Consider the following 20,183-nt stretch of genomic DNA (forward strand, 5'->3'; position numbering starts at 1 on the left):
AAATCAGAAAAATCACTTCCTGCCTTCCGGCAGGCGGTAAGTCACCGGCACGTCCACCCAGGCGGCCACGGCCTGGCCATTCTTGCGAGCAGGGTTGAATCGCCAGCGGGCCAATTGATCCCGGGCATCCTGGTCCAGGATGCCGTTGCCGCTGCTCTGCTTGAGCAACATGCGGCCCGGCTTGCCGTCCGCCTGCACCTGGACCCGCATGATCAGCCTGCCTTCCACGCCGTAGACGTTGGCCATGACAGGATAGACGAAGCTGGGGTTGGTCTCGGCGTAGGTGGGCAGTTCCAGCCGTTCTTCAACCGGCTTGGGCGGCCGGTTGTCCGGCTGGGCGTGGATGGGCAGTGGGCAATAATTGGAGGGGGCCAGCACATCCAGGGTCTCCACCTTGCTGTCCGGGCGTACCACCTTCCTCTCGACGGGCTTGATGCTGGACATGCCCCGTCCGGCTCCGATGGGGGAGGCTCCGCCCGGCGTGGCGGGTCCCGCCACGGGCGCTTCGCTGCGTCCACCTGCGCCACCACCGGCAGAGGGCATGCCCCTGGGCGCCACCGAGGCCAGCTTGCCCGTTCCAGCCTGGGCCAGGCGCACCGCGCCTGTACCTCCTCCAGCCGCGGAGCCATCCCCGCCGCCCGGGGCGGTTGCCGCCTTGTTGGCCACCTGCCCCCCACGCCGGTCTGGAGTGCCCCGTCCCAGCATCCAGGGCATGGGAGCACCCGTCTGTACCGGCACCATGAGCACGGCCCACTGGGGCCCGCTGCCCGGTTCGCCCGGCGCCAGGGCCAGGGTCTTGCCGTTCTGGCTGCTGTTGCCGGCCCGCTTGGTTCCCTCAGGACCGCTCAGGCTGCGGCCGGGCACCACCGCGCCGGCCAGCCGGCCGGGGGCGGGACCGGAGCCCGCCGCTTGGCGGGAACCGGCCGGTCGTTCGATGGCCTTGCCCTGCCCGCCCATGCCGGGCCCGGCGGACGGGCCTTGCATGGGGCTGACCGACGTACCGCCCGCCGTGGCGCTGGCCAGGGCCTGGCCACGACCTTGGCCATCCACCGGGCTTGCGGCACCGGCTTCCAGGGCCAGATGCCCGGCGGCCAGGCCACCCTTGCCCTGGGCGAATTCAGGCAGACTGGACAAGCTGCCGCTGGCCGTCAGGCGCAGGCCCTGGGGTTCACCTCCCGCCATGGGCGTGGACTGGCTGGCGGAATTGACATTGGCCCCTGTGCCGGCGGCCAGGTTCAGCCCACCGCCAGCGCCGCCGCTGGCACTGAAATTGGCTGGGCCGGCTCCGGCATTGGCCCCTTCGGCCGCATTGCCCGGGGTGGCGCTGGCTTCCGCGCCTTGGCTCGCATCGCCGCCGCCCGGGGCCAGGGCCATGCCGCGGGCGGCCGCCAGGGCCAGGCCCGCCTCGCCGTTGGGCGCGGACGAGCCGCCCGCCACCAAGCCGGCGCCGCCCGGTTCGGCGGTTTCGCCAGTCGCGGCGGACGTGGCGGTGGAGGGGGATGAGGGCTGAACCGCCACGCCCGGGGTGGCCGCGGAGGCCAGGACGGCATTTTCCGTCGGCGCGGCACTCTGTTCTTTGGGGGGCGTGGGCAAGGCCTTGGCGGTTGCCTGGATGGCCTCGGCAACCTGGGTCTCGGCCGTGGGCAGGGTCACTGCCGGGGCATCCTTGCGGGGCCGCTTCTCGGCCTTCAATTCCGCCTCCAGGGTATGAGGCTCCTTGACCGCCACCTTGGGCTTGGCCTTCCTGGCCTTGGCCAGCTTCTTGCGCGTGTTCTTGTCCGCCTTGTTGGGTTTGGCCTTGGGTAGCTTGAGTCGCGCCTCCTCGGGGGACTGCAAAGCGATCTCGAAGCTAACCGTTTCCGGAGGAGGCGGGGGCACCTGGCGAAAGCCCAGGACCACGGCCAAGTGCAGCAGGGCGCTGGCGCCCATGGCAATCCAGTGGCGTGTTTCCACCTGCCCCAGACGAGCAATCAGACGCGCCCAGAGTGTCACTTGCCCGCCTGTTTTGTCTTGGGCGCAGCGGCGGTGACAAAGGTCAGCTTGATCACGCCGGCCCGGCTGATGGCGGCCATGACCTCGGTGACCCGGCCATAGGGCACGCCCGCGTCGGCCCGCAGTTGCACGCTCAGTTCAGGCGCTTGTTTCATTTCGCCCTTGAGGGTGCCTTCCAGCACGTCCAGCTGCACCGGGTTGCGTCCCAGCAGGGCCTTGCCGTCCGCCAGCACCGTGACGATGAGGGATTTGGCCGTGGGCAGAGCCGCCACGGGGGCGGTCTGGGGCAGCTTCACCTTCACCGACTGGAGGATGAAGGGGGCGGTGACCATGAAGATGGTGAGCAGCACCAGCATCACGTCCACCAGGGGCGTGACGTTGATCTCGCTCATGGCGCGGAAGTCCGATTCTCCCGAGGCCGTGAAGGTGTCGCGGCGGGCCATGGGCTCAGTCCTGCCTGACGGATTGGGTACCGGCCAGGGACAGGAAGTCGTTGGCGAAGCGATCCATCTCCGCCACGGACAGGCGGGTGACCCGCACGCCGTAGTTGTAGGCCAGTACGGCGGGCACGGCGGCGGCGATGCCGATGGCCGTGGCCATGAGGGCCTCGCCCACGGGGCCGGCCACCACTTCCAGGCCCGAGGAGCCGGAGCGGGCGATGTTCTCCATGGCGTTCATGATGCCCCACACGGTGCCGAACAGGCCCACGAAGGGGGCGGTGCTGCCGATGCTGGCCAGGAGCATGAGGCCGGATTCCAGCTTGTGCTGTTCCTTGCGCACCTGCTGGGACAGGCTGCGCTCCATCACCGCCTCCCGGTCCCCGGCGCCTTCCAGGGTCTTGCGTTCCCCCAGGGTGGCCAGGGTGTCGAAACCCACCCGGGCCAGGCTGGACAGGGAGCCGCTGGCGGTCTTGGCGATCTGGGAGGCGGCCTCCAGGTTGGCGGCCTGCCAGAATCTCTGGGCGAAGTCCTGGTTCTCCAGGCGCATGCGCCACTGCAGCCAGCCCTTGGCGAAGATCATGGCCCAGGTAACCAGGGAGAACAGGATCAGGAGGGTCAGGGCCAGATTGACGGCCGTGGAAGCGGAGTAATTGATCATGGCGATGGGGAAAATTGAATGGAATCGGCGGGGGCGATTATAAGCTCCTGCTTATTAAGCCATTCAGACAAGACCCGCCGTTGTCGTCGATGGAGCTGCCGGTGATGCGCCCGCGCCATCCTCAAGCCCACAGGCTTAGGGGAGGGTCGTTGATGATCCGGCGCAGGAGGTCCCCCCGGGTGACGATGCCCACCAGGTCGTCCTGGTCCCCCACCACGGGGATGCCCGTGAGGTCGTAGTCCAGCAGCACCCGGGCCACCCGGCGCACGTCCGAAACCGGGGCCGTGGTGATGACCGGGCTACTCATCACCTCCGCCACCGTGCGTGCCCGGATGTCCCGTATCCCCGTGTCGTCCACGTTGAGCACCTTCAGCAGGTCAGCCAGGGAAACCATGCCCACCAGGCCCTGGGCACCCCCCACCACCGGCGCCTGGCCGAAACCCCGGGCCGAAAGGAAGCTCCAGGCGGCCTCCACCCGCATGGCCGGCTCCAGGGTGGCCACGTTGCGGCTCATGACCTGGTAGGCGTGGTGGATGGGGCCCCGCTCGGGGAAAGCCCGCAACATCTGGCGGTAGGCCTGGGCGGCCTCCCCATAACGTCCTGTTGCGTCTTCCTCCGTGTGTGCTCGAGGCTGTTCAGCGAGGAACATTTCCGGTCCCAGTTCTTCCCCGTCCCGCTCGATGCCCCGGCCGTGCTGCACGGGGGCCAAACCGGACAGGGGCCTGAGGTTCTCGAGGGTGCCGCGAAAAGTCCGGCCGGTGACACCGTAGATGGAAAACATGCTTGCCTCCTTGGTCCCGGAGCATCGGCTCCGCTGGCTGCCGCAGGAAAAGAGCGGCGGGGGGCGCCGAGATTCCGGATCGAGCGAACCGGATTCAATACCGCCCCCGGCGTGGGTAGAATTCTAGGTCTATCCAAACACCCGGAGTTCTCATCATGTCCATGGCCGACCGTGACGGCGTCATCTGGTACGACGGCAAACTCGTCCCCTGGCGCGAGGCCACCACCCACGTGCTCACCCACACCCTGCACTACGGCATGGGCGTGTTCGAGGGCGTGCGCGCCTACGAAACCCCGGGCGGCCCGGCCATCTTCCGGCTGCAGGACCACACCGACCGTCTGTTCCGCTCCGCCCACATCCTGGGCATGAAGATGCCCTTCGACAAGGACACCCTCAACGAGGCCCAACTGGCCGTGGTGCGGGAGAACGGCCTGAAGTCCGGCTACCTGCGACCCATGGCATTCTACGGTGCCGAGGCCATGGGCATCTCCGCCAAGACCCTGTCCACCCATGTCATCGTCGCCGCCTGGCCCTGGGGCGCCTACCTGGGCAAGGAAGCCCTGGAGCACGGCATCCGCGTGAAGACATCCTCCTTCAGCCGCCACCACGTCAACATCACCATGTGCAAGGCCAAGGCCAACGGCAACTACATGAACTCCATCCTGGCCCACCGGGAAGCGGAGATGGACGGCTACGACGAGGCCCTGTTGCTGGACGTGGACGGCTTCGTGGCCGAGGGCTCCGGCGAGAACGTGTTCATCATCCGCAAGGGCAAGATGTACACCCCGGACCTGACCAGCGCCCTGGAAGGCATCACCCGGGACACCCTCATCCAGCTGGCGGGCGAGATCGGCCTGCCGGTGATCGAGAAACGTATCACCCGGGACGAGGTGTACTCCGCCGACGAGGCCTTCTTCACCGGCACCGCCGCCGAGGTGACCCCCATCCGGGAACTGGACAACCGGGCCATCGGCACCGGCGACCGGGGCCCCGTCACCGCCCGGCTCCAGGCCATGTACTTCGACTGCGTGCAGGGCCGCTCACCCGGCCATGCCGCCTGGCTTAGCCACGTCTGAGGAACCCATCCATGAACCAATCTGTCTGTTCCCCCGTCCGTACCGTTGAAGTGAGCGACGCCGACCTGCCCCTGCACTGCCCCATGCCCGGCGATGCGGTATGGTGCTCCCACCCCAGGGTCTTCCTGGCGGTGGAAGAGAAAGGCGAGGCCCTTTGCCCCTACTGCGGTACCCTTTACAAGCTCAAGGGCTGGGACGGCAAACCCCGCAAGCATCACTGAGCCCTGTTCTTCAACCGAACCTGGAGGTCTGTACATGGCACAACGCCTGAAAAGCATCCTGTTGGCAGCAACCCTAACCGCCACCGGCGCCCTGGCCCAGCAATCCACTTCTCCTGCCCAACCCACGCCGGAGCAGATGAAACAGATGCAGGCCATGATGCAGGCCCAGATGCAGCGCCAGATGCAGATGATGGCGGTGATGTTCGACGTGCGGCCCTCCAGGCTTGGCTACGACGAGACCATCAACGCCGTAAAGGCAGGCGCCGGCAAGCATGGCTGGAAGGTGGGTGAGGTGGAGGACATGCAGGCCAAGCTGCAGCAGGCCGGCATGAAGGACGCCAAGCGCATGAAAATCATCCCCACCTGCCCGGCCCAGGCCAACGAACGCATCGCCAAGGCTGGCAGCGGCAAGGCGCCGCCCCTGCCCTGCCGGGTCACGGTGTTCGAAGGCAAGGACGGCAAGACCATGCTGGTGCGCATGAACACCACCAACATGGCCAAGATGATGCCGGACCCGGCCCTGGCCAAGGTACTCGCGGAGATCGGCGCCGAGGAAGAAGCCGTTTTCAAGGACATCGTGCAATAGGCACGTAACGCCCTCAGGCAAACGAAAACGCCGGCGACGCCGGCGTTTTTTTGGGTACCCCATGCCTAGAGCAGCTCTGCCCCGTGCTCGGCGATGGCGTGGTCGATGAAATAGTGCAGCAGCAGCGCCTCGCGCTTTTCCAACTGCTCGAACTCCACCCCCAGCCGCATGACCTGCCCCTCGACGGGCTGATCGCCAACCTGCTGGTTGCGCACCCTGGCCCGCAGCGACAACTGATCCTGGGCCTCTTCCAGTTGTACAGGCAGGTTCAGTTGCACCTGTTCCCCTGCCAGGGGTGCGCTTGTTTCCAGACGTGCCCCGTGGAGGCTCAGGTCAAGCAGGGTGGAGGGCAGGGACGTGCCCGCCTCGTCCACGATCTCGATGGCCAGTTTCATGCCGACCCGCAGGGATTGGCGTACCTTGCGCGCCTGCACTTCCACGGGGTACTGGAAGTGGACATGGGGATAGGGCGTGGCCCGGGCCCGGATCACCTGGGTGGTGAAGGCAAAGACACGGGTGCCGGACAGCACGCGCACGATGTAGCTGGTGCCCGGCGGCATCCACAAGCCCTTTTCGTCCACCATGGGCAGGGTCGTGATCAGGCCCTTGCCTGGCAGGGTGCCAATAAACTGCACGGCGTAGTGGCCGATGGGGGTACCCGGGTCCTGGGAGGTCAGCCGCATCTGCTCTCCGGCCCGCAGGGGGAGCTGCTCGAAGGCGACCGTTTCCTTGTCCAGGGCCTGTTCAGTGAGTTGCGCCATGCCGCTCTCCATGGAATCCGGGGTTTCAGACGGTCCTGGCCTGGTTGCCCACCCGGCACACCCGCAGTGCGGCCCGCACGACGATCTGGAGCCCTTGCTCGTCCAGGGTGGGATAGGCCTCGCGCACCGCCTGGGCGGCCCAGTATTCCAGGGATGCGCCGCCCGTTTGGCAGAAGGGTTCCACCCGGGCTTTCACGTCATCGAAGATGTCCCGCAGGTCCAGGCGCTGGCGACGCTCGTCGGCTGACCGGCCAACGGTTTCGTTGCTATCGTTCACGGCATTTCCCTTTGTTTGGCATGGAAAATGTAGCGCAAGCGTTCGGACTCGGCATCCCTTGACTTCAAAGCCGTACTCAGGCCGTGCGGGAATAGCGGGGCTGGTCGGTGGCAGCCTGGCGCAGGTAGCTGTCAAAGACCATGGCGATGTTGCGCAGGAACAGGCGCCCCAGGTCGGAGACGGCAATCCGGTTGGGCTCCAGGTGCACCAGGCCGTCCGCAGCCAGGGGGGGCAGGTCCTCCAGGGCATCGGCGAAATAACTGGGGAAGTCGATGCCCCACTCGGCTCCGAAGGCGCCTAAGTCCAGTTCCAGGTCGCACATGATCTTCGTGATGGCGTCCCTGCGTATGTGATCGTCCCGGGTCAGCCGCAGGCCCCTTTCCACGGGCAGGTGGCCACCGCCCACCATTTCCTGGTAGCGGCCGATCTTTTTCTCGTTCTGCAGGTATACGTCGTCGGTCTGACTGATGCTGGAGGCGCCGAAGGCGTAGATGTCGCTGTGCTTGTGGGTGGTATAGCCCTGGAAGTTGCGCCACAGGGTCTTGCTCTGCTGGGCCTTGAACATCTCGTCGTCCGGCTTGGCGTAGTGGTCCATGCCGATGTTGTTGTAGCCGGCGGCCCCCAGGCGCTCGTGGATCAGCTGCTGCAAGTCCAGGCGGGTGGCGAAGCTGGGCAGGTCCGCCTCGTTGATGAGCTTCTGGTGCTTCTTCATCCAGGGTACGTGGGCGTAGGCAAAGATGGCGAAGCGGTCCGGCGCCCATTTCAGCACCTTGTCCAGGGTGCGCTCGAAGCTGAACACGCTCTGGTGGGGCAGTCCCACGATGAGGTCCATGTTGATGCTCTGGAAGCCCAGTTCCCGGGCCCAGCCGTAGACCTGCTGGATCATGGGTTCCGGCTGCACCCGGTTTACGGCCACCTGAACGGTGTTGTCCAGGTCCTGCACGCCGATGGAGAGCCGGTTGAAGCCGGATTCCCGCAAGGCCAGCAGGTGGGCCCGGGTCAATTCCCGGGGATCCGTCTCGCAACCCATCTCCGCGTCCGGGGCGATGTTGAAGCGGCTGCGGATCATATCCATGGCGCGGCGGATGTCGTCTGGCCGCAAGTAGGTAGGCGTGCCGCCCCCCCAGTGCAACTGGCGCACCACCCTCTTTGGGTTGGTGAGGGCCGCCACCCGGGCGATCTCCTGGTCCAGGTAGCGCAGGTATTCCTCCGCCTTCTCGTAGTGGCCCGTGGCCACCATGTTGCAGCCGCAGTAGTAACAGAGGGTGTCGCAGAAGGGGATATGCACGTACAGGGACAGGTCCCGGCCCTTGTCCTGGGAACTGCGCAACTCCTCCAGCCAGTCCGCCTCGGAGAAGCCCGTATGGAAGTAGGGAGCCGTGGGGTAGGAGGTGTAGCGTGGTCCCGGCTTGCTGTATTTCTCGAGGAGGGCGGTGAAGTCGGACATGGGATGAGCCTATCTGATGGTGAATCCATTTTAGCCCGATAGCGCAGAGGGAACCTTGATCAAGATCGGATACCGGGAAACGCCTGAGGACGATCAATCTAGTCTGAAACGACTATACCTTTAGTTATATGCTTTGCTAGAATTGCATCACCTCCCTGACCGTCGCAAAGACGGTTTTTCCACGGCACCCATTGGGTGCCGTTTTTTTATCCTGGCGCCGATGTAAGCCATGGGCCCACCCTCTCGCTGGACTTCGTGCCTTTCAGGCTTTCTCCCCACAATAGAGAAGGGGTACCTGCACACCTGATCAACCCCCTCTCCATCCAGGGGTGAGTAGAAGCAGGCCAAGTAGTCTGCAGCCATAGTGTTTTTGACTTGGCCCTCCCCCAGGGGGAGGCCGGAAGGGGGGATGAGAGTGAAGTGGACGGCGTCGACCGGGCATCCACTAAACCCATCCCTACACTGGCTGCCCACGCCTCAACCAGCATATCGGGCCGGCTCCGGCTGCGCGGCGCAATGCTCCGCGAATCCCCGCTTCGCCTCCCCTTGAAAGGAAGGGAACGTTTCGATAATGGCGAAGCGCCACACCAGAAGCCCATCACGCCGAATTCTGCTATCGCACCAGGGTTTTCGATGGAGCGCCCGAGGCGAGATTTTCCGCGTGAGTGACCCCCTCAGAGCATGTCGAAGATCCGCTGGAAATTGGCGAACCTGAGAACTTGTCGCGCCAACTCCCTGGCCTCGCGAATGTGAACGGTTTTGCCGCGCGACTCGTGCCTTGTCCTTGAACAGCGACAACATACCCAGAGCCGATCAGTCGAGATAGACAAGGCCACCCACGCTAGACTCAATGACGCGAGCATCAACCATGGAACATAAAACTGCCGCCCATGCGAATGACACTGATGTTCCCGTCGTCGTGAAGTGACCAGTACTTGGCTCCATTCGCACCACACACCCTACTACCTCCGGCACTCAACCTGCCGCGCAGCAGCGCGCAGCCTGAGGCGCAGATCGCGGGAGACCACAGGTTTGACCAGAAAATCATCCGCGCCGGCATCGAACGCTTAGTTCAGGTGGCTTTCCGTCACCATACCGGGAGGATCAGGATGTAGGGGACATGTCCGTCCTCCATGCCACGCAAGGCCCGGCAGAATTCCTGGCCATCCATGACTGGCTACTGCCAGTCATGGATGGCCACTTGTGCCAGAACCTTGCGTGCAAGTGCAAGGGCATCCTTGCCATTGGTGGCGCTAACCATCAAATGGCCGCATGCCTCGCGTAATTTCTGCTCCAGCGAAAGGCGGGAATTGGCCCTGGCATCTACCAGCAGGATGCTCAGAGATTGCGCGCACTCATTGTCCTCCACCGAAGGTGTTGCCCACCAGGGTTTCCACGCCCGCCTGGGGCACATGGCACAGGGTGCAGAAGTGCCGGCGGCCAGCCATGGTCATGTCCTTGCCCTCTTTGACGTAGTGCGATTCGGGCATGGGCGTGGGTTCGCCCTTGACCTTGTCGCCGATGTCTTCGGGGGTGTCGTGACAGTCCATGCACTTGTTGAGCTTGGCGGTGATGGGGATGAGTTTGTCCACCTTGTGCGGAATCTGCGGCGGGGCTTCCTCCCAGAAACGCGGCAGTACGCCGGATTTCTTGGGCGGTAGCGTGGAGTAGGCAAACTCCTGCGGCACCGGGTCTTCAAACACGCTGGTTTTCGACAGGCCCAGGCTTTCGTCCGGCAGGCTGTCCGCCTGAAGCCAGCCGGTGGTCAGGGCGAGCGCGGCGATCAAAGCGATCTTGATTTTCATGGCATCTCCTTTTCGCTTCAGGCCCGATAGACCTTGACCGCGCACTTCTTGTAGTCGTTTTCACGCGAGATGGGGCAGTTGGCATCCAGCGTGACCCGGTTGATGAGCACGCCTTCGTCGAAGAAGGGCACGAAGGCGTAGCCCTTGGGCATGCGGTTGCGGCCACCGGTTTCCACCCGCACCCGCACCTTGCCGCGCCGCGATTCCACCCACACCACGTCGTTGCGCTTGAGGCCGCGCCTCTTGGCGTCTTCCGGGTGCAGCCACAACACGGCGGCCGGCACGGCGCGGTGCAGCTCGGGCACGCGCCGGGTCATGGTGCCGGTGTGCCAGTGCTCGATGACGCGGCCGGTACACAGCCACAGGTCGTATTCCGCATCCGGCTTTTCCACCGGGGCGGCGTAAGGGCGGAAGAAGATCTTGGCCTTGCCGGGCAGCGGCGTGGGTTTCGGGTCGGTCACGCCGTCGAGGTTGCCCGTCGGGATGGCCTTGGCGAAGTCACCGTAGAAGTCGAAGCCGCTGCCCTTCTTGGCGTAGGGATCGTACTGCTCGTTGAAGCGCCAGAGGGTTTCCACCCATTTGCCGTCTTGTTGCACCACCGGCCAGCGCAGGCCGCGCACGTCTTCATGGTGATAGACGTCGAACGGGGCCAGGTCGTGGCCGTGGCCTGCGCCAAAGGTGCGGTATTCCTCAAAGATGGCTTTTTCGGGGAACCAGCCGTCGCCGAGCAGATCGGCCACATGGTTGCCATGGCCCTGGGCCACGGGGTCGGGCCAGGCGTGTTTGCGGTTGCTGTGGGTGGCAAAGAGCGCGTCATACAGGGTGGTTTCCGGGCCCATGCCGTGTTTGGCGGCATCGTCCAGCACGCTGGGCAGCTTGCCTTCGGGGAAGCCTTCCACCTTCAGGCCGGGCAGGCGCTGTTCGCCCCACACGTCCTTGAGCTTGAAGCGCTTGGCAAAGGCCATCATCTGCCAGATGTCGGCGCGCGCCTGGCCGGGCGGCAGCACCTGCTGACGCCAGTGCTGGGTGCGGCGTTCGGCGTTGCCGTAGGCGCCCCATTTTTCGAAGATCATCGCCGCCGGCAGGATCAGGTCGGCCACCTTGGCGGAAACGCTGGGATAGGCGTCGGAAACGACGATGAAGTTGTCGCCCTTGCGCGCGGCGGTGATGGCGTGGTTGGCGTTGGGATGATGCTGGAACGGGTTGTTGACCAGGATCCAGCACCACTTGATGGCGCCGTCTTCCAGACCACGCATGATGTCGGTGATGTGCGCGCCGTCCTTGGGGTTCAAGGTTTGGGCGGGCACATGCCACAGGTGCTCGGTGTGGTCGCGGTGCTTTTTGTTGGCCACCAGCATGTCGGCGGGCAGGCGGTGCGAGAACACGCCCACTTCGCGCGCGGTGCCGCAGGCGGAAGGCTGGCCGGTTAGCGAGAACGCGCCACTGCCGGGCTGGGCGTGTTTGCCCAGGAGCAGGTGGTTCATGTAGCACTGCTCGTTGACCCAGGTGCCGCGCTGGTGCTGGTTGAAGCCCATGGTCCAGAACGAAACGGCCTTGCGCTTGGGGTCGATGAACAGGTCGGCCAGCTTGACCAGCTTGGCCTTGAAGGCGTCCAGGCTTTCTTCCGCGTCGCCCTTGGCCACTTCGGCGACGAAGTCCAGGGTGTAGGGCTCCAGCGCGGCCTTGAAGTCATCAAAGCTGATCTTCCAGTGGGCGGCGGCAGCGGCGGCATGTTTCTGCTCCACCGCTTCGCCGGCCTTGCGCCGCTGGGCGACGGCCTCCTGAGCGTCCAGCACATGGCGTTTCTGGTTGCCCACCACATCTTTCTCGGCGGCAAAGGCGTATTTCTCGGCATTGGCGGTGCGGAAGCCGTAGCCGATGTCGTTGTGGCCGGTACTGAAGATGCAGTGTTTGTTGACGAAGTCCCAGTTCACCGAGTTGCGGGCGATGATCTCGCGCGCCAGCCAGTTCTGAATGGCCAGGTCGCCGTTGGGCGACATGATGATTTCCAGGTCGGCCAGATCGGACGAGGCGTTGTGATAGGTGGTCAGGTTGACGATGCGGCAGGCCTTGTGAGTGAGCCGCCGGTCGGTGATGCGCGACCACATGATGGGGTGGCATTCGCCCATGTTGGCGCCCCACAGCACGATGGTGTCGGTGTGTTCCACGTCATCGTAGTTGCCGGCGGGTTCGTCAATGCCGAAGGTCTGCATGAAGCCCGCCACGGCCGAGGCCATGCAGTTGCGGGCGTTGTTGTCCAGGTTGTTGGAGCGGAAGCCGGCTTTGAAGAGCTTGCTGGAAACATAGCCTTCCATCACCGTCTGCTGGCCGGAGCCGATCATGGAAACCCCGGCGGGGCCGAGTTCGGCGTAGGTCTTGCGGAACTGCTGTTCCATCACGTCCAAGGCCTGCTCCCACGATACCGGCGTGAACTTGCCGGCCTTGTCGTATTGGCCGTTGGTCATGCGCAACAGGGGCTGGGTGAGCCGATCCTGGCCGTACATGATCTTGCCGTTGAAGTAACCCTTGACGCAGTTGAGACCCCGGTTGACCGGGGCTTTGGGGTCGCCCTTGGTGGCCACAACGCGGCCGTCCTTGGTGGCGATCATGATGCCGCAGCCCACGCCGCAGAAGCGGCATACGCCCTTGTCCCACTGCCAGTCCTTTTCACCTTCCTTGATCGCAGCCTGGGCCTGTTCCGAAACGGACATGCCCACGGTTGCCGCCGTACTGGCGGCAATGCTGGATTTCAGGAAATCACGTCGGTTGATTCCCATGAATGTTTGCCTCTTCTCAAGTTATCGAAGGGCCACCCCACAGTGCCCCACCCTCATTGGGTGGCAGGTCTGGGACAGCCCGGCCCTGGGGGCGCTTAGATAAACGCATCCGCCATCACATTACGCAGCCAGCCGTCGGCGTATTCGGCTTCCAGCTTGCGGTAGATGTCAGGCACGGGCGATTTGTCCGGCATGGACATGGGCGAAATGCCGCTGCCTTCGGTGATGTACTTGAAGGTGCCATTCTGTACCCGGTACAGGTGCGCCACGGAGATGCCGTAGTTGTCGCCCACCACGCTGTAGCAGGTGTTGGCGTAGATCGGCTCGACCGGTGCCAGCCCATTGACCTTGGCGACGATGGCAGCGGCCGCCACCTTGGCCTGGGTCATGGCGATGTGGGCCGACTTGGGCATGTCGAAGTTGGCATTGGGGTTGCCGTAGGTGGCCATCTCGCCCGCCACGCATGCATCGCCAATGGTGTAGATGTTGGGGTCCACCGCCGAGGCCATGGTCATGGGTTCCACCTTGCACCAACCTTGCTCGAAGTTGTTGCCGGTGGCGCCGGCGAGTCCGGCCACGACGGCAATCTTGCCGGCTTTGTGGGGCGGGATGATGTTGAGCACGTCGGCTTTTACGTCGACGAAGTCGGACGACACGGTCTTGCTCTTGGCGTCCAGTTTGTTGACGTTGCCGCCCTCAGCGCCCTTCACCCATTCGATCATGCCGTTGGTGCCCAGGCCTTCCTTTTCCCAGCCATACATCTTGGCCCAGGCCTGGTTGAACAGGCCCTTCTTGGAGTGGCTGTCGTTGGCATCAAGGATGATGACCTTGGATTTCTTCTTGCCGTGGTGCAGAAAGTAGTTGGCCACCAGGGAAGCGCGCTCGTAGGGGCCGGGCGGGCAGCGGAACGGGCCCTTGGGCACGACGATGACGAACTTGCCGCCGTCGGGCATGGCTTCGAGTTGTTTCTTCAGGAGCAGGGTCTGGGGTCCGGCTTTCCAGGCGTGAGGGATATCGTTGATCATGGATTCGTCATAACCCTCGATACCGGTGAAGTGGAAGTCGATGCCGGGGGACATGACCAGGGCGTCGTAGGGCAGGGTCTTGCCGCCCTTGGTATTGACGACCTTGCGCGTGCGGTCTACACCGGTGACGTAGTCGTGCAGGACGTTGACGCCGCGTTTCTTCAGGCCATCGTAGCCCACCGTGAGGGTGCCGATGTCGCGGTGGCCGACCATGACTTCATTGGATAGCGGGCATGAAACGTAGAGCGAGTTCGGCTCGATCACGGTTACTTCGATGTTGGCGTCGAGCATCTTGACGTATTTGGCGGCGGTGGCGCCGCCATAGCCGCCGCCGATGACGACGACTTTGGCTTTGCTGCCGGCACGGGCAATGGAGGGGAAGGAGAGCGCCGTGGCGGAGGAGGCGGCAGCGGCGAACTGGAGGAATTGACGACGATTGATCTGGCTCATGTTGTTTCCCTCTTTCACTTGCTGTGTGCGCCGTAGAACTGGGCAGCGGTGGAGACATCGCCCTCTTCCATCTTGCGGGCGTTTTTGGTCATCTTCTTGTGGCTCATCTTGAAGCTCTCGTCGCGGTATTTCATGAGCTCAAGCTCCATGTACTTGGCCCATTGGCCGGCAAGCATGGGGGTGTCGGCGTCGTCGGGCTGTCCGCCAGTGGCGCCATGGCAGGTTTCGCAGCGTTCGGTGGCGTCCTTGCCCTTGGCCATCACGTCGGCGCCGGCCTTTTGCACCACGGGGGTCCAGGGCAGCTTGCTGTAGTAAGTGGCCAGGCCGGCGATTTCGCCATCGGTGTAGCCCTTGATGAGGCGGGTCATGTTGGCGGAGGCACGGGAGCCGCTCTTCCATTCCATCATGATGTTCTTGAGGTAGGACTCGGACAGGCCGGCAATGCTGGGCATGGAGTGCCCCACGCTCACGCCGTCCGTGCCGTGGCAGTTGTTGCAATTACGGGCGATGGTTTCAATCTTGGCATCCGCCTGGGCCAGGCCGCCAAGGCTCAGGCCGGCGAGCATCGCCAGGGTTGCGGGAAGTGTACGGAACTTCATGGCATCTCCTTTAGTGGTTTGACTTGGGACTATTTACTGGCCGGTGCGGTGGTGGGGGCCGGCATCATCTTCAGCAGCGCGGCGGGGTCGAGGACGGGCATGGCCGTCGTCGGCGCGGCCATCATCTGCCCCCAAGTGCCGTAGGTGGCGGGGTTCATGCCCGCGCCCATCCAGTTGGTGTACAGGCCAGGGTTCATGGGTGCCATCATGGCGTTCATGGCCGCCGGAGAGACCGGTGCCGTCATCCAGTTGCCCATCAGCGCGGGGTTCAGCGGCGCAGCCATCAGGTTCATGGCCTGCGGGCTCATCGGCGCGGCCATCCAGTTGGTGTAGGTGGAGGGGTTCATGCCCGGGGCCATCAGTGCAGTGTAGAAGTTGGGGTTCATGCCTGCCGCCATCCATTTCATGGCCACGTTCGGATCAGTGAACTGCATGTAGTTCTGCATTGTGGCCGGGTTCATGCTCGCAGCCATCATGCGGATGTAGGTGTTGGGGTCGATGCCCTTCTGCGCCAGGGCCATGGAGGTGGCCGGGTTCATCAGGTTGGCCGCCCATGCCGTAAACGCCTGCGGATCCTTGAACGCGGAGGCATTGCGGGTGGGGTCCAGCATCTTGTCGGCCGTGGCCTCGGGGGTGTCGGCGGCCTGGGCGGTCAAGCTGGAACAGGCAAACCCAGCGATGAATGCAAAAGCCAGTGCAGCGTTTTTCATGAGAGCTCCTCGTGTGTGGGTACTGCGGGGATTACAGATCGCCATTCGCTGCGGCCTGCATGATGTTGTCCATCTTGTCTCGGATGTCCTTGGCAAACTTGCCAAGTTCGGCATCGATGCCCATCTTGCTGTTCACGGTGTCCAGCCAGGCCAGATCCCAATCCAGGGTGAGCACCCAGAGCTGCTTGTTGGCGTCTTCCATGATGGCGATGCGGCAGGGCAGGTAGGAGATGGCTTCCGGCGCGGCCTTCAGCACGGCGCGGCCGGCGGCGATGTCGCAGTAGTGGTACACCTCCATGCGCGGCGCATCCATGTCGCCGAGCACTGCCTGGAAATCCTTCCACATCGGGCTTTCGCCCACCTTCTTGAAGTTGAGCTGGTTGGCGCGCAGTTCCATCGACTGTTTGACATCGTCGAAGGTGAGCCCGTCCTTGACCTTGTATTTTGTGGTCATGAAGCTCATGGCGTCGCGGATGCCCATGCTGGGCATCAGGCCCATCATGGCCTGCATCAGGGCCTGTTTCTGGTCACGAGGCAGGCTGGCGGCCATGCTGTAGGGTTTGGCGGCGAGAGAGGGTTTGAAGGTGGCCATGGAGCCGATCAGACCCAGGTAGGAGGGGATGTTGGGCAGGGAGATGCCGGGGATGTTCACCAGATAGGGATTGGCTGGTGGCGTCTGAGCTTGAACCAAAGGCGAGGCCATGATCAGGGGAAACGCGAGGGCTGCGGCCAGCAATGCCGGAATGCGTGATTTCAAGGGAAATCTCCTATTTCTTGGGAAGGATGGGCGGCACCGTGGAGAGGCCCAGCGACTTCCAGGCCTGCATGCCGCCCCGGTACCACTTCAGCTTGCCTGGCGGGTAGCCCAGGGCCAACAGTTGCTTGATGTTGGTGGGGGATTGCCCGCACCAGGGGCCATTGCAATAGAACACCAGGGTCTTGGCATTCTCGAAGTTCCACAGCGCCCCCTCGTGGGCGGCGCCAAAGCGGAATACCAGGGTCTCGACGATCTTCGCCGGCTCGGTGTGGGCCGGATGCAGGTCCTGCCAGGGCAGGGCGATGGCGCCGGGGATCACCCCGGAGCGCAGCGGCCAATCGCTGTCACGTGAATCGATCACCAGCACGGAATCGTCCCGGCCGGCCCGCGTCAGATAATCGATCAGCTCCAGTTCGCCCAGGGTCTCCACGCCGGGGGCCAGGCGCATGGGCTGGATGCAGTACGGCGGGCAGGGGCGGGAGGTGAGGATGAAATCCGGATCGAGCAGGTTTTCCGTGTCCGGGTTGCGCTCAATGCGTACCGGCTTGCCGTCGTGCAGTACTTCCACGTTGGACAGGTCATGGGTGATGCGCACCTCACCGGCGAGGACGGGTCCCGCTGCCAGAAAGACAAGCATGCGGAGCCACGCCAGGAAACCGGGGCGGCTTGGCACGGCAAGATGCATCGTCAATTCTCCACTGGAAGGCCAGGACGCACCCCTAGCCATTTCCATGCCAACAGAATCAGAAATCCACTTCGTTGTTTTTATAGGATTTTGTTTATCCGATTCAGTAGTGGGACGCAGTCGACGCGTCCATGTCATGACATGGAGTCATGACAGAGAGGGGTGTATCGCAGCGGACGCCCCTCCAATGAGCCCTATCAAGAAACCGTAGGGCCGCTCCAAGCCTTGCCGCAAGCTCGCTACTTTGCTTCGATCGTTTTCTTGTCCACCTCGGCGGACGGAATCCACGAAGCGGATTCCCGGGGCGCTCGGAGGGAGTCGGATAAACTGGCCTAAAGAGGATGTTTCAGAGAATGGAAGAAATCCGGGATGGCCCATCTTGGACACAAGCTCGCTTGACCCAAGATGGCGGATGCGTCGGCGGCCAACACGCCACCTGCGGTAACGCCGGTGAGTCCGTCAAAAACTGTCCGTCGCCGCCAAGCGGATTTCCTCTTCCAGCAAATCCAGTGCCGCCAATAGCGAATGCGAAATGCCCACTAGCTGCTCGGTGATCATCGCCGCGCGGGCAGGGTCACCCTCCCCCATGATCCGATGCAGCATCTGATAGACCTCGTGCAGCAGTTCGTGGCCGTATTCCACGTCCTGGTAGATCTGCCAGTGGCCGAACGCCTTGAATCCCTCGCCGTAGAACCACTGGCCGAAGTCGCAATCCTTGTGGTGCACTGGCGCGCGCTGCTCCTCGATCTCCAGGCCAGCCACCATGGCCTGGACATAAGCGCGCCAGCGGATGTGCGACGACTTGGCGTGGCGTACCTGGCTCAGGGCTTCCGTCTTGGTCATGGCTTTCTCCCGGGGATTTTGTTGCCGATCATTGCTCGATGCCGTGGGCCTTGAGCCGGCGATACAGTGTGCGCTCGGTGATGCCCAGTTCCAGGGCCGCCAGGCGCCGGTTACCGCGGTGTTTGTGCAGCACCTCGCGCAGGTGTTCGGCCTCGGAGAGTTCGTGCTCCGTACATTCGACGAAATCGCTTTCCGCGTGTACCGGATGCACCGCCGGGGCGAGTTCCGGGCGCGTGACCTCGGCCGGCAGGTGCTGGATGTCCAGTCGCGCCCCCCGCGCCAGGGCAACGGCGCGATCGACGATGTTGCGCAACTCGCGCATGTTGCCGGGAAAGGGGTAACCCAGCAGCGCCTCATAGGCCGCCTCGCTGATGCCTTGGCGATGTCCGACACGGTCGAGGAAATAGTTGACCAGTTCAGGCAGATCACCCTTGCGGTGCCGCAGCGGCGGCAGTTCAACCTGCATGCAGTTGATACGGTAATAGAGATCCGCGCGGAATTCGCCCAGCTTGACCATGCTCTGGATATCGCGGTTGGTGGCGCATACCAGGCGCACGTCGGCACGCCGCTCGCGGGTTTCCCCCAACCTGCGGAACTTGCCGGTCTCCAGGGCGCGTAGCAGCTTGGCCTGGCTGACCAGGGGCAAATCGCCGATCTCGTCCAGAAACAGGGTGCCCCGGTCGGCAAGCTCGAACAGGCCCATCTTGTTCTCGACCGCGCCAGTGAAGGCGCCGCGGATATGGCCGAATAGTTCACTGGCGAAGCGTTCCTCCGTGAACTGGGTGCAGTCGATGGTGACGAATTCCTTGTCCGCACGACGCGACTTGCGGTGGATGAGTTGGGCGGCCATCTCCTTGCCGCTGCCGGTCTCGCCCAAAATCAGCACGGGAAAGTCGGTTTCGGCCACGGATGTCAGGTTATCCAGAACGCGCATGAACGAGGGGCAGCAGCCGCTCACCATCTTCTCCGCGTCGAAGCAAAGATCTCTGCCGTGGCTGATGGAGGACATCCTCTCCCCCATAAGCACCACTTCGCCAAGCGAATTGAGAATCGGCGTGGCATGAACTGTCACGTAGTCGGGCTGGTGGTACTGGTCGAAATGGCGGTGCACCACCTGGAAGGGGTGGCCCTGGTCGAAGGTCTGCCGTAAGGGGCACTCCTCGTGTGCGTCGCAGGGTACCTCCGAGTCATGGGAAATCTCGTGACACTTGCGCCCCACCACCGCATGTTTATCCAGGCCGGCGTAGACCTCGGCATACCGCTGGTTGGCGGCCACGATTCGGTATTGCTCGTCGACCAGGCAAAACGGTTCCTGGTGGGCATCAACCAGACCTTGAAGGAAGGATTGTTCGGGAAGCTGGCGTGTTTGGGTCATGGCATGTCGCAACGGAGGACGGGCCGCACGAGGCCCGTCCGTGCGGATGGTCAACCCACGGTGGCTTCGGCGGTGTTTTTGTCGCCCGTATTATCCACCCAGCTCACCACCACCTTGTCACCCGCCTTGGCGCCCTTGACGCGGATCGCCAGGTAGGGGTTCTTGCTGATGCCACCGCCCCACTGGGCATCCATTACCGGCTTGCCACCCACCTCGCAGGTCACGTTGGTGATGTGGTGCGCAGGCACCACAGCGCCCGTCTTGGCGTCCTTGCGCAGGCCCGTTTCCATCACGTGGTTCATCAGGCACTTCACTTCGGCTACGCCACCCTTCAGGGAGGCGCGGATCTTCATCGGCTCTGCCATTTCGTTCTCCTGTATTCAGTTCAATGTCTTGGGAACAGGGCGGGGCTTAACCGCCGCAGCCACCGATGGTGACCTTCACCTCTTTATGGGCCTTGTAGCTCTTGCCGCCGGCGTGCACCACGGCGACCACGTTGGAGGTGGCGCCCATCTTGATGCGGGTGGAGACGTAGCCTTCAGCGCCATTCATCAGGTTGAAGTCGGCGATTAAGGGGAAGCCGTTTTTCTCGGAAACGATGGCGATGCGGCTCGTGCCAGCGATGTTGCTGGTAATTTCCACCGGCACCACAGCGCCGTTCTCGGCGATGTCGGGGGCCTTCACTGAGATGTCGCTGCTGGCGGAAGCGGCTCCGCCACCCACGGCGCCCATGGCACCGCCCATGTCCTTGGCTTCAAAACCTGCCTTGTTCCAAGTAGCCATGGCCACACCAGGCTTCAAAAGGCCGGCCATCACGGCCACGCCAACCACGCCAGCGGAGCTGGCACCTTTTAACATCGTCCTACGCAATGAGTTCATTGCCAACTCCTTCAATGGGGAAAACAGATTGCCTTTGCC

General features: G+C 63.6%; 21 protein-coding genes. 3 read left to right on the top strand and 18 right to left on the bottom strand.

Annotation, left to right across the window (positions count from 1 at the left end; translation table 11 throughout):
• Positions 1-12: 12 nt before the first annotated feature.
• The 4 genes from H6935_08530 to H6935_08545 form a co-directional block, all read right to left on the bottom strand.
• Positions 13-1,992 carry a TonB family protein gene (locus tag H6935_08530; GenBank protein MCP5278395.1) on the bottom strand — a complete coding sequence of 660 codons (1,980 nt, stop codon included), beginning with the start codon at positions 1,990-1,992 and terminating at the stop codon, positions 13-15.
• A complete protein-coding gene (locus tag H6935_08535; protein ID MCP5278396.1) occupies positions 1,989-2,384 on the bottom strand; it encodes a biopolymer transporter ExbD in 396 nt (131 codons plus the stop codon). The genes H6935_08530 and H6935_08535 overlap by 4 nt, the downstream gene beginning before the upstream one ends.
• Positions 2,385-2,439: 55 nt before the next feature.
• A complete protein-coding gene (locus H6935_08540) occupies positions 2,440-3,090 on the bottom strand; it encodes a MotA/TolQ/ExbB proton channel family protein (GenBank protein MCP5278397.1) in 651 nt (216 codons plus the stop codon).
• Positions 3,091-3,211: 121 nt separating this feature from the next.
• Positions 3,212-3,871 carry a CBS domain-containing protein gene (locus H6935_08545; GenBank protein MCP5278398.1) on the bottom strand — a complete coding sequence of 220 codons (660 nt, stop codon included), beginning with the start codon at positions 3,869-3,871 and terminating at the stop codon, positions 3,212-3,214.
• A gap of 155 nt (positions 3,872-4,026) precedes the next feature.
• On the opposite strand from H6935_08545, the gene H6935_08550 reads away from it, so the two are divergent.
• Genes H6935_08550 through H6935_08560 form a run of 3 tightly spaced genes read left to right on the top strand, consistent with a single transcriptional unit; the run spans position 4,027 to position 5,754 of the window.
• Positions 4,027-4,947, top strand: coding sequence for a branched-chain amino acid transaminase (locus tag H6935_08550; protein MCP5278399.1), 921 nt, complete (start codon positions 4,027-4,029; stop codon positions 4,945-4,947).
• A gap of 11 nt (positions 4,948-4,958) precedes the next feature.
• On the top strand, positions 4,959-5,168 hold the full coding sequence (locus H6935_08555; protein ID MCP5278400.1) for a zinc-finger domain-containing protein: 210 nt from the start codon (positions 4,959-4,961) through the stop codon (positions 5,166-5,168).
• Positions 5,169-5,202: 34 nt separating this feature from the next.
• A complete protein-coding gene (locus H6935_08560; protein MCP5278401.1) occupies positions 5,203-5,754 on the top strand; it encodes a DUF302 domain-containing protein in 552 nt (183 codons plus the stop codon).
• A gap of 65 nt (positions 5,755-5,819) precedes the next feature.
• Here H6935_08560 and H6935_08565 read toward each other — a convergent pair whose 3' ends face one another.
• The 14 genes from H6935_08565 to soxY all read right to left on the bottom strand — a co-directional run bounded on the left by H6935_08565 (position 5,820) and on the right by soxY (position 20,144).
• A complete protein-coding gene (locus H6935_08565) occupies positions 5,820-6,515 on the bottom strand; it encodes a flagellar brake protein (GenBank protein MCP5278402.1) in 696 nt (231 codons plus the stop codon).
• A gap of 25 nt (positions 6,516-6,540) precedes the next feature.
• Entirely contained in the window at positions 6,541-6,792 is a 252-nt protein-coding gene (locus H6935_08570; protein ID MCP5278403.1) for a hypothetical protein, read from the bottom strand.
• A 76-nt stretch (positions 6,793-6,868) separates the two neighbouring features.
• The gene (gene hemN, locus H6935_08575; protein MCP5278404.1) at positions 6,869-8,239 is read right to left on the bottom strand and encodes an oxygen-independent coproporphyrinogen III oxidase; all 1,371 of its coding nucleotides are present in this window, start codon (positions 8,237-8,239) and stop codon (positions 6,869-6,871) included.
• Positions 8,240-9,594: 1,355 nt separating this feature from the next.
• Positions 9,595-10,044: a nitrate reductase cytochrome c-type subunit gene (locus tag H6935_08580; protein ID MCP5278405.1), complete on the bottom strand. Its 450-nt coding sequence runs from the start codon at positions 10,042-10,044 to the stop codon at positions 9,595-9,597.
• A 17-nt stretch (positions 10,045-10,061) separates the two neighbouring features.
• Positions 10,062-12,821 carry a nitrate reductase catalytic subunit NapA gene (napA, locus tag H6935_08585; GenBank protein ID MCP5278406.1) on the bottom strand — a complete coding sequence of 920 codons (2,760 nt, stop codon included), beginning with the start codon at positions 12,819-12,821 and terminating at the stop codon, positions 10,062-10,064.
• A gap of 95 nt (positions 12,822-12,916) precedes the next feature.
• Positions 12,917-14,296 (bottom strand): FAD-dependent oxidoreductase, encoded by a 1,380-nt coding sequence (locus H6935_08590; GenBank protein MCP5278407.1) that lies wholly within the window; start codon positions 14,294-14,296, stop codon positions 12,917-12,919.
• A 14-nt stretch (positions 14,297-14,310) separates the two neighbouring features.
• Complete coding sequence (locus H6935_08595) at positions 14,311-14,895, bottom strand: hypothetical protein (GenBank protein ID MCP5278408.1); 585 nt, start codon at positions 14,893-14,895, stop codon at positions 14,311-14,313.
• Positions 14,896-14,924: 29 nt separating this feature from the next.
• Entirely contained in the window at positions 14,925-15,605 is a 681-nt protein-coding gene (locus tag H6935_08600) for a hypothetical protein (protein ID MCP5278409.1), read from the bottom strand.
• A 31-nt stretch (positions 15,606-15,636) separates the two neighbouring features.
• Positions 15,637-16,362, bottom strand: a complete 726-nt coding sequence (locus H6935_08605; GenBank protein MCP5278410.1) for a DUF302 domain-containing protein — start codon at positions 16,360-16,362, stop codon at positions 15,637-15,639.
• Between the two features lie 10 nt (positions 16,363-16,372).
• Entirely contained in the window at positions 16,373-16,999 is a 627-nt protein-coding gene (locus tag H6935_08610) for a rhodanese-like domain-containing protein (protein MCP5278411.1), read from the bottom strand.
• Positions 17,000-17,506: 507 nt separating this feature from the next.
• A complete protein-coding gene (locus H6935_08615; GenBank protein ID MCP5278412.1) occupies positions 17,507-17,890 on the bottom strand; it encodes a CZB domain-containing protein in 384 nt (127 codons plus the stop codon).
• A gap of 28 nt (positions 17,891-17,918) precedes the next feature.
• The gene (locus H6935_08620; GenBank protein MCP5278413.1) at positions 17,919-19,265 is read right to left on the bottom strand and encodes a sigma 54-interacting transcriptional regulator; all 1,347 of its coding nucleotides are present in this window, start codon (positions 19,263-19,265) and stop codon (positions 17,919-17,921) included.
• Between the two features lie 50 nt (positions 19,266-19,315).
• Complete coding sequence (gene soxZ / locus H6935_08625) at positions 19,316-19,630, bottom strand: thiosulfate oxidation carrier complex protein SoxZ (protein ID MCP5278414.1); 315 nt, start codon at positions 19,628-19,630, stop codon at positions 19,316-19,318.
• Between the two features lie 46 nt (positions 19,631-19,676).
• Positions 19,677-20,144: a thiosulfate oxidation carrier protein SoxY gene (soxY, locus tag H6935_08630; protein MCP5278415.1), complete on the bottom strand. Its 468-nt coding sequence runs from the start codon at positions 20,142-20,144 to the stop codon at positions 19,677-19,679.
• Positions 20,145-20,183 lie beyond the last annotated feature (39 nt).

Source organism: Thiobacillus sp. (assembly GCA_024235835.1).
In the GTDB taxonomy this organism is placed as follows: Bacteria; Pseudomonadota; Gammaproteobacteria; order Burkholderiales; family Thiobacillaceae; genus PFJX01.

Bases quoted from the DNA above. Each gene is read 5' to 3' on its own strand.
- H6935_08560 (MCP5278401.1), top strand. From the start codon at position 5,203: ATGGCACAACGCCTGAAAAGCATCCTGTTGGCAGCAACCCTAACCGCC.
- soxZ (MCP5278414.1), bottom strand. From the start codon at position 19,630: ATGGCAGAGCCGATGAAGATCCGCGCCTCCCTGAAGGGTGGCGTAGCC.
- H6935_08615 (MCP5278412.1), bottom strand. From the start codon at position 17,890: ATGACCAAGACGGAAGCCCTGAGCCAGGTACGCCACGCCAAGTCGTCG.
- napA (MCP5278406.1), bottom strand. From the start codon at position 12,821: ATGGGAATCAACCGACGTGATTTCCTGAAATCCAGCATTGCCGCCAGT.
- H6935_08590 (MCP5278407.1), bottom strand. From the start codon at position 14,296: ATGAGCCAGATCAATCGTCGTCAATTCCTCCAGTTCGCCGCTGCCGCC.
- H6935_08540 (MCP5278397.1), bottom strand. From the start codon at position 3,090: ATGATCAATTACTCCGCTTCCACGGCCGTCAATCTGGCCCTGACCCTC.
- H6935_08545 (MCP5278398.1), bottom strand. From the start codon at position 3,871: ATGTTTTCCATCTACGGTGTCACCGGCCGGACTTTTCGCGGCACCCTC.
- soxY (MCP5278415.1), bottom strand. From the start codon at position 20,144: ATGAACTCATTGCGTAGGACGATGTTAAAAGGTGCCAGCTCCGCTGGC.
- H6935_08600 (MCP5278409.1), bottom strand. From the start codon at position 15,605: ATGAAAAACGCTGCACTGGCTTTTGCATTCATCGCTGGGTTTGCCTGT.
- H6935_08595 (MCP5278408.1), bottom strand. From the start codon at position 14,895: ATGAAGTTCCGTACACTTCCCGCAACCCTGGCGATGCTCGCCGGCCTG.
- H6935_08610 (MCP5278411.1), bottom strand. From the start codon at position 16,999: ATGCTTGTCTTTCTGGCAGCGGGACCCGTCCTCGCCGGTGAGGTGCGC.
- H6935_08550 (MCP5278399.1), top strand. From the start codon at position 4,027: ATGTCCATGGCCGACCGTGACGGCGTCATCTGGTACGACGGCAAACTC.
- H6935_08580 (MCP5278405.1), bottom strand. From the start codon at position 10,044: ATGAAAATCAAGATCGCTTTGATCGCCGCGCTCGCCCTGACCACCGGC.
- H6935_08565 (MCP5278402.1), bottom strand. From the start codon at position 6,515: ATGGCGCAACTCACTGAACAGGCCCTGGACAAGGAAACGGTCGCCTTC.
- H6935_08555 (MCP5278400.1), top strand. From the start codon at position 4,959: ATGAACCAATCTGTCTGTTCCCCCGTCCGTACCGTTGAAGTGAGCGAC.
- H6935_08620 (MCP5278413.1), bottom strand. From the start codon at position 19,265: ATGACCCAAACACGCCAGCTTCCCGAACAATCCTTCCTTCAAGGTCTG.
- hemN (MCP5278404.1), bottom strand. From the start codon at position 8,239: ATGTCCGACTTCACCGCCCTCCTCGAGAAATACAGCAAGCCGGGACCA.
- H6935_08535 (MCP5278396.1), bottom strand. From the start codon at position 2,384: ATGAGCGAGATCAACGTCACGCCCCTGGTGGACGTGATGCTGGTGCTG.